At 63.0% G+C, this 13,885-nt stretch carries 11 protein-coding genes; 5 read left to right on the top strand and 6 right to left on the bottom strand.

The genetic code is table 11. The annotated features are described in order from the left end of the window. Positions 1-177 precede the first annotated feature (177 nt). From KSAC_RS03960 to KSAC_RS03950, 3 genes are all read left to right on the top strand, one after another. Positions 178-2,061, top strand: a complete 1,884-nt coding sequence (locus KSAC_RS03960; RefSeq protein WP_408884742.1) for an autotransporter assembly complex protein TamA — start codon at positions 178-180, stop codon at positions 2,059-2,061. After that, positions 2,061-6,263 carry a translocation/assembly module TamB domain-containing protein gene (locus KSAC_RS03955; RefSeq protein ID WP_132304315.1) on the top strand — a complete coding sequence of 1,401 codons (4,203 nt, stop codon included), beginning with the start codon at positions 2,061-2,063 and terminating at the stop codon, positions 6,261-6,263. The genes KSAC_RS03960 and KSAC_RS03955 overlap by 1 nt, the downstream gene beginning before the upstream one ends. Before the next feature lie 106 nt (positions 6,264-6,369). Further along, positions 6,370-7,572, top strand: a complete 1,203-nt coding sequence (locus KSAC_RS03950) for an MFS transporter (RefSeq protein ID WP_132304313.1) — start codon at positions 6,370-6,372, stop codon at positions 7,570-7,572. A gap of 31 nt (positions 7,573-7,603) precedes the next feature. On the opposite strand, the gene KSAC_RS03945 is transcribed toward KSAC_RS03950, so the two are convergent. The 3 genes from KSAC_RS03945 to KSAC_RS03935 all read right to left on the bottom strand — a co-directional run bounded on the left by KSAC_RS03945 (position 7,604) and on the right by KSAC_RS03935 (position 9,623). Then, on the bottom strand, positions 7,604-7,951 hold the full coding sequence (locus KSAC_RS03945) for a zinc ribbon domain-containing protein YjdM (protein ID WP_102323492.1): 348 nt from the start codon (positions 7,949-7,951) through the stop codon (positions 7,604-7,606). A gap of 130 nt (positions 7,952-8,081) precedes the next feature. Then, positions 8,082-8,678 carry a CarD family transcriptional regulator gene (locus KSAC_RS03940; protein ID WP_102324182.1) on the bottom strand — a complete coding sequence of 199 codons (597 nt, stop codon included), beginning with the start codon at positions 8,676-8,678 and terminating at the stop codon, positions 8,082-8,084. Between the two features lie 69 nt (positions 8,679-8,747). Next, positions 8,748-9,623, bottom strand: a complete 876-nt coding sequence (locus KSAC_RS03935) for a bestrophin family protein (RefSeq protein ID WP_132306100.1) — start codon at positions 9,621-9,623, stop codon at positions 8,748-8,750. 217 nt (positions 9,624-9,840) lie between these two features. On the opposite strand from KSAC_RS03935, the gene KSAC_RS03930 reads away from it, so the two are divergent. Together KSAC_RS03930 and fghA are read left to right on the top strand one after the other, a co-directional pair. After that, positions 9,841-10,956 carry an S-(hydroxymethyl)glutathione dehydrogenase/class III alcohol dehydrogenase gene (locus KSAC_RS03930; RefSeq protein WP_102323930.1) on the top strand — a complete coding sequence of 372 codons (1,116 nt, stop codon included), beginning with the start codon at positions 9,841-9,843 and terminating at the stop codon, positions 10,954-10,956. A 4-nt stretch (positions 10,957-10,960) separates the two neighbouring features. Beyond that, positions 10,961-11,833, top strand: coding sequence for an S-formylglutathione hydrolase (fghA, locus tag KSAC_RS03925; RefSeq protein ID WP_132304311.1), 873 nt, complete (start codon positions 10,961-10,963; stop codon positions 11,831-11,833). Positions 11,834-11,860: 27 nt separating this feature from the next. Here fghA and KSAC_RS03920 read toward each other — a convergent pair whose 3' ends face one another. Genes KSAC_RS03920 through KSAC_RS03910 form a run of 3 tightly spaced genes read right to left on the bottom strand, consistent with a single transcriptional unit; the run spans position 11,861 to position 13,812 of the window. Next, positions 11,861-12,280 (bottom strand): secondary thiamine-phosphate synthase enzyme YjbQ, encoded by a 420-nt coding sequence (locus KSAC_RS03920; protein ID WP_110548413.1) that lies wholly within the window; start codon positions 12,278-12,280, stop codon positions 11,861-11,863. A 17-nt stretch (positions 12,281-12,297) separates the two neighbouring features. Beyond that, positions 12,298-13,293: a tryptophan--tRNA ligase gene (gene trpS / locus KSAC_RS03915; RefSeq protein ID WP_102323496.1), complete on the bottom strand. Its 996-nt coding sequence runs from the start codon at positions 13,291-13,293 to the stop codon at positions 12,298-12,300. A gap of 48 nt (positions 13,294-13,341) precedes the next feature. Further along, entirely contained in the window at positions 13,342-13,812 is a 471-nt protein-coding gene (locus KSAC_RS03910; protein WP_408884753.1) for a c-type cytochrome, read from the bottom strand. Positions 13,813-13,885 lie beyond the last annotated feature (73 nt).

Genomic DNA, 13,885 nt, shown 5'->3' with positions numbered 1-13,885 from the left:
GTTAATATCGGTTTGATCATGCATGCCGGGAATGGCAGACATAACACAGTGGGAACCTAACCGCACGGAAGACAGGAACAGGGGCGGCACCGTTTGACAGGATTGCGTCATCTCCGCATGGCATGCAGCGCAAGCGCGTATGTCAGGCGCGGTGTCAGTTACATAGGCCTGTATACCATGATGATGGTTTCCCTGACCGGAGGGAATTCCGCATGGGCGGCGGACCCGCAGGATTACCTGACCACCATCCGGCCCACCGGCAATGCGGACCTTGATGCGGCGCTGCGGGCTTCTTCGGATCTTCTGTCGCTACAGAAAACGCAGGCCGTCAGCCCGTTTGCCCTTACGGGGCGTATTCACAACGATTATTCCCGCCTGATCAGCGCGCTGGAAAGTTATGGCTATTATGCCGGTTCCATCAGCATCTCCGTAACCGACGCCAGCACTAGACCTGCTGACGGAGCCGACAGGGGGCATGACGGACGTGACCCGGACCTGCCCGAGTGGCTGCAGACCATCCCCACGGGCCACAAGGCGCAGATCACCATAACCGCCACCCCCGGCGTGCAGTTTACCATCGGCACCGTTACGCTGACGCCGGACAAGGGTGATCCCCCCGTCCACCTGAACGCGGATGAGGCGAAAGCTTTCGGCATGAAGCCGGGCATGCCCGCGCAGGCTGAAATTGTTCTGGGCGCGGGCAGCGCCCTTCAGACCGCGATGACGGAGGAAGGCTACGCCCTTGTTCATGTCAGCACGCCGCAGGCATGGCTGCGGCCCGCCACCCATACGCTGGATATTGCCTATACCGTCCATCGCGGGCCGGTGGTCAATCTGGGGGCATTTGACTTCGCGGGGCTGCAGCGCACGCATCCGGCCTATATCGTAAGGCGGCTGACCATTGCGCCGGGAGAGCTGTACCAGCCGTCACGCATCGAACGCGCGCGACAGGATATCGCCTCCACCGGGCTGTTTTCAGACGTGCAGGTCAATCACGGCGATACGCTGGCGTCGGATGGCACGATGCCGCTCAATTTCGCCTTCCGGGAGGGCAAGCGCCACAGCGTGGGTGCCGAAGGCGGCTATTCGACCGATCTGGGTGGCCGCGCGGGTGTGACATGGACGCATAACAACCTGTTCGGCAATGCCGAGCGGCTGCGGCTGACCGCGCTCATGACCGGACTTGGCGGTTCGGCGGAGCAGGGGCTTGGCTATGATTTCTATGCCGATCTGATGAAGCCGGATTTCGGTTCGCGCCAGCAGAATCTGAGCGTCCGGCTGGAAGGGATAAAGCAGGAACTCTATTCCTACCGGCAGACGGCCCTGCTGGCGCGCATCGGTATCGTCCGACACATCAACCGTCGCTGGAACGTATCCTTCGGCGGTCAGATCGAGCAGGAACAGATCGAGCAGATGGGCAACACCAACAGCTATTTCATCCTGTCGGTGCCCCTTTCGGCCAATTACGACGGGACCGGCGTGGACAACCCCATAACCCCCGCCACCCATGGCGTGCGCATCGGGGCCAATATCACCCCTTCCGCATCCCTGACCGATGGGACATCGTTCTTCACCATCATGCAGGCCACGGTCTCGACCTATTTCGACCTTACACATCTGGGCATCTCGCGCCCCGGTCGCAGCGTGCTGGCATGGCGGGGAACGATCGGGAATGTGGAGGGGGCCTCAACCTTCGCCATTCCGCCTGACCAGCGGCTATACGCCGGTGGCAGCGCGACGGTGCGCGGGTACCGTTATCAGGGTGTCGGGCCGCAGTTTGCCAATACACGTTATGCCATTGGCGGCACGTCCATGGATGCGGGTTCATTTGAATACCGCCAGCGCATCTTGCAGAAATTCGGGGCCGTGGGCTTTGTCGATGCCGGGCAGGTTACGGCGGGACATGCCCCCTTCAATGGCACGGTGCGCGTGGGTGCTGGGGCGGGAGCGCGGTATTATACCCCCATCGGCCCTGTACGGCTGGATGTGGCCGTGCCACTCAACCGGCCTGCGCGCGGGGACAAGTGGGAACTTTACGTCGGCCTGGGGGAAACCTTCTGATGCCTGAGCAGACAGCAACACCCGCCCCGCCGCGTCGCCGCTACCGCACGGTCCTGCGTGCCGTCGCCTTCGGGCTGGGAATTCCCGTGGGGCTGGTGGCCGTGGCGCTGGGCATGGTGCTGGTCGCGGGCAATACCGGCATCGGCCAGCGCGAGATCGAACGCCGCCTGCCCGGCCTTACGGGGGGCAGCGTGCATCTGTCGGGGCTGGGCGGACGTTTTCCCGATGCGCTGCATGTCCGGCATCTGGAACTTGACGACTATCGCGGCGCGTGGCTGTCGATTGATGACCTGCAACTGGACTGGTCACCACTGCGGCTGCTGACCCGGCAGGCGGTCATAAGCAACCTGTCCATGGCGCGGCTGTCCATCCCGCGCCTGAGCGAGGACGATCCCGCCCATCCGCCGAAGCCGGAAAAAGAATCCGGCGAGAGCATCCATATGGGTGTCAGCATCCATGCGGTAAACGTGGCGCGGATAGAAGTGGGTGCGCCGATTGCCCGCATACCTGCCGCCTTCAGCCTGAACGGCCATGCCAGCCTTGCCGATATCGCGCCCGTTCTGGACCATTTTTCCGTCGCCACCCTGCCGCCTGCCGATATTGCGCTCAAGCTGACCCGGCTGGACCATCCCGGCAGTCTGGATCTGGATACCCGGCTGGACCGGCGCACCGTATCGCTGAACCTGCACGCGCATGAGGATGCGCAGGGCTTCCTGTCCACGCTCACCCAACTGCCAGCCCTTGCCCCGCTGGACCTGACGCTTGGCCTGCATGGACCGCGCGATCAGGCGGAACTGGCCCTTGCGCTGACCACGGGGGCCGTAAAGGCGGGTGCGAACGGGCAGGTGGGGCTGATCGACCGGCATATGGCGCTGGATGTCACGGCCAGCAGTACGGACCTTGTGGCGGGCAGCGGACTGAGCTGGCAGGGGGCCAGTCTCAAGGCGCATCTGGGTGGGACCCTGAACCGGCCAAAGGGGAACGGCGTGTTCGATATCGACCGCCTGACGACCGATACTGCCGGTTTTACTTCGCTGCATATGGTGGCCGATGGATTGAGCGGGCAGGAAAATGGCCAGCCCGAACATGCCGCCATCCATGCGACCCTGACCGGCCTGCGTATTCCCGGCAGCCAGCCCACCCTGTTTGCGGGTGAACCGGTCAGGCTGGACCTGATGTGGCATCCCGATGCGACGGGCGGTCCGGTTGACCTGACGCTATCGCACCCGCTGGTCCAGCTTGCGGGCCAGATCATGACGGCGGGTGAAATGGCGGCCACTTTCCACGCGGACCTGCCCGATCTCGCGCCACTGGCGGCTGCGGGCGGGACGAAACTGCACGGTCACGCCGGGCTGTCCGGGAACGTGACACTGCCGGGCAAGGGCCATGACGGGCGGTTCGGTCTTGACAGCAAGGTGGTGCTGGATGGCGGCCTGCCGATCGCCGTTGGCCTGATCGGGGACAAGGGACAACTGAACGCCGCGGGCACCATCAGCCGCGACAGGCATGGTGCCAATACCATTACCTTCACCTCGCTTGCGGTGCAGGGCAGCACCCTGCAACTGGATGCCTCACAGCTCCGTCTGGTTACGGGCACGCCGCTCCGTGTGGATGCGGATGCCCATCTTGGCCTGTCTGATCTGCATGTGCTTGCGCCCACGCTGCATGGAAAGATGCAGGCCGACCTGCATGCGGCGGGACCAGTGGACGACCTTATGGCCAGCGTGAAAACTCAGGCCAGCATCGCCGCGGGCAATACGGTGGCGGGCGACATGCAGGCCAGCGCAAGCATGGCGCACCTGCCGCAGGTGAAACAGGGGGCACTGGATATTTCAGGCACCCTGGACCGTGCGCCCATCGCTGTATCGGCCCGTCTGGACAGCAATGCCGATGACAGCCGCCATATGCAGGTGGAGCATCTGGGCTGGAAAAGCCTTACCGGTCAGGCAGACATGACGCTGCCTGCGGGCCATGTCGTGCCATCGGGAACGCTGGACCTGCATATGACCCGTCTTGCGGACCTGCATGAACTGACCGGGCAGGACATAAACGGCCACCTGTCGGCCACGGTGCGCACCACGGCCGCCACGGCAACGGCGCCTGCCGAACTGGATGTGAACGTGGACAGCGCGCTTGGCGCCGCCATGGCGCGGGTCGACCGGCTGGTGCTGCGGGGCAGGGTGCTGGACCCGGTCGGCACGCCCACGACCGATCTGGACCTTGTGGTGGATAACGCCCATTTCCGCGATATGGGCGGTCATGGCCATGTTACGGCCAAGGGACCGATATCCGGCCTGAACATTACGGCGCAGTCCGGCGTGGATACCCCATGGACGGGGGCCGCCACCCTTGATACCGCGCTGCTGGCCAACGTCCCCGGTCACTCCGTAACCGTTCACCGGCTGGCGGCGGAAGCGCGACATGAGCAGGTGCGCCTTGATGCGCCCGTCAGCGTCACCTATGGCAAGGAAACCGCCATTGATCACCTGCGGGCCACCATAACGCCACCCCACGGGCAGGCGGGTAACGTGGAAGCCAGCGGCAGGATTGCGCCCACGCTGGACCTGCACGCCAGCATCACGCGCCTCTCGCCCGACCTGCTGACGCCCTTCATCGCGAACCTGCAGGCACAGGGCATGCTTTCGGCCGATGCACGGCTGACCGGCACGACCACCAACCCTTCGGGCAAGGTCAGCGTGCATGGGACGGACCTGAAATATCATACCGATTACACATCATCCCTTGCACCTGCATCGCTGGATGCAACGGCCAACCTGAATGCCGGGATGGCGCAGGTCGATGCCCGTCTTCAGGCAGGGACGCAGGTCAACCTGTCGCTGCGTGGAACCGCGCCGGTCAACAGGACGGGACAGCTTAACCTGCAGGCCGATGGCAATCTGGACCTTGCGGTCGCCAATGCCTATCTGGGTGCGCAGGGCATGCAGGCTGGCGGCAACCTGCAGATGGGCATTGGCATGCGGGGCACGCTGGGCCAGCCGCGCATGAGCGGCACGCTGACGCTGGCGAATGGACTGTTCCACGATTTCGGGCAGGGGATTCAGCTTTCCGCCATGCGTGGCACGGTCAACGCCATGGGGGACAGGCTGGTGATTTCCTCCCTGACCGCGCAGGCGGGCAAGGGAACGCTTGCGGCATCGGGCAGCTACGGGGTGTTGCAGCCCGGCCAGCCGATCGACCTGCATATCCATGCGGATAATGCCCGCCCGCTGGCCAGCGACCTGATTACCGCCACGCTGGATGGTGATCTGGGTGTAAAGGGGCTGCTGTCCAGCCGGATTGATGCGACTGGGGACATTACCCTGAAGCAGGTGGATATCAACATTCCGGATTCCCTGCCCACTTCGGTCGCCCATCTCAATGTCATCCGGCCGGAAGATGAAAAGAACGCACAAACGGTTGTCCATACCTCGCTACTGGTGGTGGGGCTGGGGCTGGATGTGCGGTCGCCGGGGCGGTTCTATGTGCGCGGGCATGGGCTGAATACGGAAATGCATGGCCGTATCCATACCGGCGGCACCGCCACCGCGCCGGTGGTGACGGGGGCTTTCTCTCTGGTCAAGGGCGGGTTCTCTCTGGGTGGCATCTCCCTTGATTTCAGCAAGGGACAGGTGGGGTTCAACGGTGTCGGCGTTACCCATGCCATTGATCCCACGCTGGATTTCGTGGCCGAACGCAGCACCAACGATGGCACGGCCCGGCTGAACGTAGGGGGCTATGCCAGCGCCCCGAAGATCACGTTCTCATCCTCCCCGCCGCTGTCACAGGATCAGATTCTGGCCATCCTGCTGTTCGGCACGGATTCGCAGTCGCTCTCGGCCACGCAGATGGCGTCCATCGCGGCGGCGGTCGCAACGCTGAGTGGTGGTTCCGCCTTCGATCCGCTGGGGATGGTGCGCAAGACCCTGCATCTTGACCGGTTGCAGATGAGCAGTTCATCCAACGGGTCAGGCGGAAACGATACCGGCGCGATCGAGGCCGGGAAATACGTGATGCGCGGCGTGTATGTGGGCGCCAAGCAGGCTACATCGGGTTCCGGCACGCAGGCGCAGGTGCAGGTTGACCTGACCAAGCGGCTCAAGATCAATACGACCGTGGGTACGGGTGGCAACGTGACCGGCTTCACCACGCCGGAAAACGATCCGGGCAGCAGTATCGGCCTACTGTACCAGTTCAAGTACTGAGCCGTGGCCTGTCATCTCCGCCGGTGAAGCGGAGCGCGGACACCCCTGTCTGGTAAGCTAATTTCACCGTGACCGTAACCGTCATCCCCTGTTCCGCAGGGGGGAAATGCATTACGGTCCCGACATGATTGCTCAAGCTGACGGCCGTGGCGGCCTGTTGCCCCTCATGCTGGCCATTGCCAGCGGCATGCTGGCGATGGGGATGGCGCTGCCTGCCCTGCCACTGGAATTCCAGTCACGTTTTGGCAGTGGCACGACCCTGATCGGCCTTGTGATGGGTATCCAGTCCGCTGCCACCCTGCTGTCGCGGCCATGGGCAGGCCGGATGGCGGACCGGCGCGGCGGTCGGGACACGCTGCTGTCGGGGCTGGCCTGCACGGCATGTTCGGGCATGGCGTACAGTCTCGCCCTGCTGCCGTTTCTTTCGCCACCCGCGCAGCAGGCCGTAATTGTCGTTGGCCGGTTGCTCATGGGACTGGGTGAAGGGCTTATGGTCACGGGCGGCGGGGTATGGGCCGTCGTGATTGTGGGGCGTGCACGGGCGGGGGCTGCGATGTCGTGGGTCGGGCTGGCCATATTCGCCGGGCTGGGCATGGGTTCCGCGCTGGGCGACGTGATCGAGGCGCAGGCCGGTTTCCTGCTGTTGTGCATTGTCGCCATCGCCCTGCCGGTGGGTGGCATGCTGCTTATCCTGTCGCGTCCATCGCCCCCGGCGCTGCATGATGGCACGCATGCGGAGGTGCGCTGGAAGGACCTGATTGCCCATACATGGATATGGGGGCTGACGCTGGGACTGTCCGCCGTGGGATTTGCGGCGATTTCATCCTTTCTGGTCATTTTCTATTCGGCCCGGGGCTGGCATGCGGGCGGCTGGGCGCTGGCGGCCTTTGGTGTCGGCCATATGATTGCAAGGCTGATTGGCAGCCGTCATGTGGACCGGCATGACGTGCGGCCCATGGTCGCCATCATCATGCTGACCGAGGCCGCGGGGCTGGCCATGATCTGGCAGGCATCGGGACCGACGGAGGCCGCGATGGGCAGTTTCCTGAGCGGACTGGGCTATTCGCTGACCTATCCGCTGCTGGCCGGGCCGGTGCTCCGGCAGGTGCCGCCGCAGGCCGCGGGTTCGGCCATTGGGCTGTTTGATGTATTTTTCGATATTGCGGCAGGGTCCGGCGCGGTGCTGTCGGGCGTGCTGGCGGCAATTGCCGGGCCGCGCAGCCCCTTCGTGCTGGCCATGCTGGCCGCCCTTGCGGGCAGCGCGATCATGCTGATGGTGCGCTGCCCCCCGTCAGACCGCACGGAATAACCCGTGCACAGGCGGCGGTCAGCGCGGCCCGTCAGGATTTTTTGACGAATTCCGATTTCAGGTTCATCGCGCCAATCCCGCTGATCTTGCAGGCGATGTCATGCCCGTCCGTTCCGTCTACCAGACGGATGTTCTTGACCTTCGTTCCGCCTTTGACGACGGAGGAAGACCCCTTGATCTTCAGGTCCTTGATAACCGTTACCGTATCGCCATCCGTCAGTTCATTGCCGTTGGCGTCGCGGATGACGCGCGGTCCCTGCGTATCGGTGGCGCTGTCCTGCGGGTTCCATTCATGGCCACATTCGGGGCACATCCACAGGCTGCCATCGGGATAGACATGCTCGCACCCACAGGTGGGGCATTTCAGGTCGGTCGTCATTAATGTCCTCGTTATCGGGGCGCATGCGACAGGAGCCACCGGGCATCCGTTGCCATGCGCCCATATCAAAACCGCCGGCCCATGGGCCGGCGGATCAGGTTGGGGGTAAGGGGGCAGGAAAGAAGCTGTTTCAGGCCGCTTTCATGACTTCGGTCAGCTTTTCCAGCACTTCGGTGGGTTCCTTGCCTTCCAGCACGGCAACCTCGGCCACGAAGCGTTCCTGTGCCGCTTCGAACAGCTTGCGCTCACTGAAGCTGCCATCAAGGCTGTCGACATTACGGCGCAGGTCACGCAGCACTTCGGCAATCTGCACCAGATCGCCCGAATTGATCTTTTCCTGATAGGCGACGGCGCGACGTGCCCACATGCCGCGGCTGACATGCGGCTTGCCCTTGATGATGGCCATCGCCTTGTCCACGATCTCGCGTGAGACGATCTTGCGCAGGCCCGACCGCCGGGCCTTGGACAGCGGAATGCGCAGTGTCATCTGGTTGCCGGGGAATGAAATCTGGATCATCTCCAGCTTCGTTCCGGCGATTTCGTCGACGCCGATCCGGTCGACACGTCCGACCCCGTGCGCCGCGTAGACTATGGCGTCACCTTCGCGGAACGGATCTTCGTCTTTTACAGCCTTGCTGGACTTTGCTTCGGCAGCCGTGGTCGCCGCGGCCGTCCGTGCCATGGCATCGGTCACAGTGCCCTTCTGGGTGGTTCTGAACATGCTCATGGGAATCATATAACATAAATTCCGCCTTCTGTCTTGATCCCTTCCTGCATGTTCGGGCAGGGTCAATGATCAGCCCATTATTCCCCTTACCGGCGCCAGTGGCGGCGGGGCGGGCAGTCCGCAGGACTGGAGCAGGTCGATTTCGATCGTGCGGGAAATCGTCAGCATCGGCATGCCGTGCGGCGTGGCGCTGAACGGGTCCTGCAGGTCACTGCCGATCTTGTCGAGTGCAACGAACAGCAGCCCCACCAGTGACGACCCCAGCGGCGTGATCCATCCCAGCGTCTGCACCATGGATAGCGGCAGGATAATGCAGAATACCGCCGCCACCACCTTGGGCAGGACGGAAAACTGGATGGCCAGTGGCGTATTGCGTATGCGCTCCAGCCCGCCCTGCGCATTGCTCATGTCCGACAGGATGCGGTCAATCTGTCCCTGCAGCGCCCCGTCAATGCCCAGCCTGCGCGATTCCTCATCCACCCGCAGCCCGATCTGGAACAGGATGGCGGCGGGGATGTTCGCCTTGCCCTCCACGCCCGCCTTCATGGAATCGGGCAGCAGGCGCATGATGTCATCCGTTGCGTCCAGACGGCCCAGCGCACCGCGCAGCGCGTAAGGGTAGGCGGCCATGGCGCGCGCAAGATCGGGACATCCGCGCAGGATGGTGCCCGCCTGCCGCGCGAAGGACCGGCTGTTGTTGGTGACCGCTCCCCACAGGGTGCGTCCTTCCCACCAGCGGTTATAGGCGGTGTTGTTGCGAAAGCTCATGAACAGCACCAGCGCCGAACCGATGAGCGAGACGGGCAGGGTCGGCTGTTCCATCCATTCCTGATGGAAGATCTGGAACATGACCACGACGACTACGTCCCATGCGCATAAAAGCACCAGCGACAGCAGGCTTTCGCGCATCAGGATCCACAAACCAATTCTGCGATTGATGACCATATGGCGTTCCCGATAGTGGCGACAGGCCAACAGGCATATCACATCCATGCCGCGCTGCGGGACTGTGTCCGGCCTGTGGCATGATTTGTAACCGAAGCGGGGAAGGGTGGATCGATCGCCACGGGCGGCATTGACGTCCGTGGTTCTCATGCCCTTAATCGTAACGAAATTATCCGGGCCGAGTGGCGCGTAACATATCAGGGGATAAAGACGGGTTATGGACGTAAGGGCAGCCGTTGCATTTGAAGCGGGCAAACCGCTGGAAATCGAGACCGTACAGCTTGAAGGCCCGCGCGAGGGCGAGGTTCTGGTGGAAATCAAGGCCACCGGGCTGTGCCACACGGACAAGTTCACCCTGTCCGGCGCGGACCCCGAAGGGCTGTTTCCGGCCATTCTGGGCCATGAGGGCGCAGGCGTGGTGGTGGAAGTTGGCGCGGGCGTAAAGCACCTGCGGCCCGGCGATCATGTCATCCCGCTCTACACCCCGGAATGCCGGGAGTGTAAGTCGTGCCTGTCGCGTAAGACCAACCTGTGCACGGCCATCCGCAGCACGCAGGGCAAGGGCCTGATGCCCGATGGCACGTCGCGCTTTTCGTTCAGGGGGCAGCCGATCCATCACTACATGGGCTGCTCGACCTTTGCGAACTACACGGTCCTGCCGGAAATCGCGCTGGCCAAAATCCGTCCCGACGCGCCGTTCGACAAGGTCTGCTACATCGGCTGCGGCGTCACCACGGGTATTGGCGCGGTGCTGTTCACGGCCAAGGTGGAAGCCGGTGCGTCCGTTGTGGTGTTCGGGCTGGGCGGTATCGGCCTCAACGTGATCCAGGGTGCGAAGATGGTCGGCGCTGACAGGATCATCGGCGTGGACATCAACCCCGCACGCGAAGCGATGGCGCGCAAGTTCGGCATGACCGATTTCGTCAACCCCAACGATCTGGGACCGGATGGCGATATCGTGGGCCATCTGGTGGAACTGACCGGTGGCGGGGCGGACTACTCGTTTGAATGCGTGGGCAATCCTACCCTCATGCGGCAGGCGCTGGAATGCGCGCATCGGGGCTGGGGCGTGTCCACCATCATCGGTGTTGCGGGTGCGGGACAGGAAATCAGCACGCGCCCCTTCCAGCTCGTGACCGGCCGGCGGTGGATCGGCTCGGCCTTCGGTGGCGCGCGCGGGCGTACGGACGTGCCCAGGATCGTTGACTGGTATATGGAAAACCGCATCAACATCGACGACCTGATTACCCACACCCTGCCGCTGGAGCGCATCAACGAAGGCTTCGACATGATGGCCCGTGGCGAGAGCATCCGTACCGTCGTGGAGTTCTGATACCATGAGCCAGACTGACACCACATCTCCCGTCACGACCCGTGAAGAGCATGCAAGCTGTGGCGGCAGGGTCGGGTTCTACGCGCATGCTTCCACCAGCCTTAGTCTGGAAGCCCGCTTTGGCCTGTTCCTGCCCCAGCAGGCGCTGGCAGGTGAACGCGTGCCGGTCGTGTTCGTGCTGGCGGGCCTGACCTGCACGGAGGAGACATTCCTTATCAAGTCCAATGCCGTGCGCTTTGCAGCCCGGCACGGGCTTGCGCTGGTTGCATCCGACACGTCCCCCCGTGGCGCCGGTGCGGCAGGGGAGGATGACAGCTACGATCTGGGCACGGGGGCCGGGTTCTACCTCGACGCCACAGCCGAGCCGTGGCGGGATCACTACCGCATGGGGACCTATATCGGTCAGGAACTGCCTGCATTGATCGAGGCGACTTTTCCGGTTGATGGCGCAAGGCGTGGGATCATGGGTCATTCCATGGGCGGTCATGGTGCGCTGGTCCATGCGCTGCGGGCGCCGCAGGCGTGGAAGTCGGTTTCCGCCTTCGCGCCCATCTGCCATCCTGCTGCCGTGCCATGGGGTGAGAAGGCATTTACTGCCTATCTTGGTCCCGACCGGGCGACATGGGCGCGCGAGGATGCGACGCTGCTGCTGGAGGCCGGGCATACCCACCCGACGGAGATACTCGTCGATCAGGGGGAAGCCGACCAGTTCCTGCACGACCAGCTCAAACCCGAACTGCTTGAGGCAGCGGCGGCAAAGGCGGACCAGAAGCTGAAGCTACGCCAGCATGCGGCGTATGATCATTCCTACTGGTTCATCCAGTCCATCATAGCCGATCATATCGACCATCACGCCGCCATCCTGAAGGCAGGCTGAACGGAAGCCCGCATCGGGGCTGCGGGATCATTCCCCGATCAGGTGGAGGACGATCTCGCGCCGATGCGGGCGGCTGCGATGTTCAAACAGGTAAAGCCCCTGCCACATCCCCAGCACCGGCCGACCATCCGCGACAGGGATGGTTAGCTGCGTATTGGTCAGCATTGTGCGCAGATGGGCGGGCATGTCGTCGGGGCCTTCATCTTCATGGATGTAGCGCCCCGGTGCTTCGGGCACGAGGGATTCGAAATACCGTTCGATATCCTCACGCACCGTGGGATCAGCGTTTTCCTGCACCGTAAGGGATGCGGATGTGTGGCGGCACCACAGGGTCAGCAGGCCGGTTTCGATCCCGCTGTCATGCACCCAGTCCAGAACCGGCCGGTCGATGGCGACCAGCCCCTTGCCACGGGTCGTAACCTGAAGGCTGTGCAGTTCCTGGCGCATGGTGCCGCCTTTCGTAGTTATTTCAGAAAGCCCACCAGCGTTTCCGCCTCTGATACGATGGGTTCCGCAATCGCACCGGCGCGGCGTGCGCCATCGCGCAGCGTATCGCACAGGAAGCCCGGCTCCTTCAGCAGTCGCTCCGTCTCCGATGCGATGGGGCTGATCGCGTTGACCACAACATCCGTAAGGGCGGTCTTGAACGGACCAAAACCCTGACCACCAAACTGGCCCAGCACATCAGCGATGGTCGTACCGGACAGCGTGGCGTAGATGGTGACCAGATTGCGTGCCTCCGGCCGGTTTTCAAGTCCCGCCACTTCTGATGGCAGGGGCTCGGAATCGCTTTTGGCGCGTTTGATCTTGAGTGCGATTGTATCCGCGTCATCCGTCATTTCGATCCGGCTCTGGGCGGATGGATCGGATTTGGACATCTTCTTGCTGCCATCGCGCAGGCTCATCACGCGCGCGCCCTGCGGCGGGATCAGGGCTTCAACCTGCGGGAAGAACTCAACGCCGTAATCATGGTTGAATTTCTGGGCGATGTCGTTGGTCAGCTCAAGGTGCTGTTTCTGGTCATCACCAACGGGTACCACCGTGGCCTTGTAGGCAAGGATGTCGGCAGCCATCAGGTCAGGATAGACATATAGCCCGGCGGAATGTTTCTCCCGGTCCTTGCCTGCCTTGTCCTTGAACTGCGTCATGCGGTTGAGCCAGCCGATGCGTGCCACGCAGTTGAAGATCCACCCCAGCCGGGCATGCGCGCTGACGGCGGACTGGTTGAACAGGATATGGCGCTGCACATCAATGCCTGACGCAAGCAGGACGGCAGTCTGCGCCAGTGTCTGCTGGCGCAGCACCTTGGGGTCCTGCCAGGTGGTGATGGCGTGCATGTCCACCAGACAGAAGATACATTCATGATCCTGCTGCAATGCGACCCAGTTGCGTATTGCACCCAGATAATTGCCAAGCTGCGGGATACCGGTCGGCTGAATGCCGGAAAATAGGCGTTGCATGAAAACGTTTTCCGTTTTTTTGCCCGTACTGGTCAAGATGCGGGACGGTCAGGGCAGGGGATACGTGGCGTCAAGATGGCGGCGTTCTTCCGCCACCTTGCCCGATGCCAGTGGCTGGGCGCGTGCGGCGGCGACTTCCTCCGCCCGGAATACGGGGGCGGGGAAGGTATCGCCGCGCGTGGCGAGATAGCTGAGGATGGAGGTGATTTCCTCATCCGACAGGTGGGCGCGGAAAGGGGGCATGGAAAAGTTGTAGTGCACGCCCTGAATATCCAGCGGACCGTTAAGGCCGTTAAGCAGCACGTCAATCAGGTAATGCCTGCCTTCCGCCGTGGCGGCGATGCGGTCCACACGGCCCGATACGGGCGGGATTTCTCCCTTCATGCCTTCACCGCCATGGTGGCAGATACCGCAATTGGTGCGGTAGCGCGCGACCCCTTCCTGCCCATGGCGGGTGCAGCCCGCAAGCACGACCATCGCGCATACCATCACCGTCCTGTGCATGTGGCGCACAAGCATTCCGGTGTCCATACCCATTTCCGCTTTTCGCTTTCCTGTGCCGTTACATAAGAAAAAAGCCATTCACCCGATG

The sequence above is a fragment of the Komagataeibacter saccharivorans genome (assembly GCF_004348195.1).
GTDB lineage: Bacteria > Pseudomonadota > Alphaproteobacteria > Acetobacterales > Acetobacteraceae > Komagataeibacter > Komagataeibacter saccharivorans.
The sequence above is the reverse complement of the archived record's forward strand: the minus strand, read 5'-3'. Positions and strand labels throughout refer to the sequence as shown.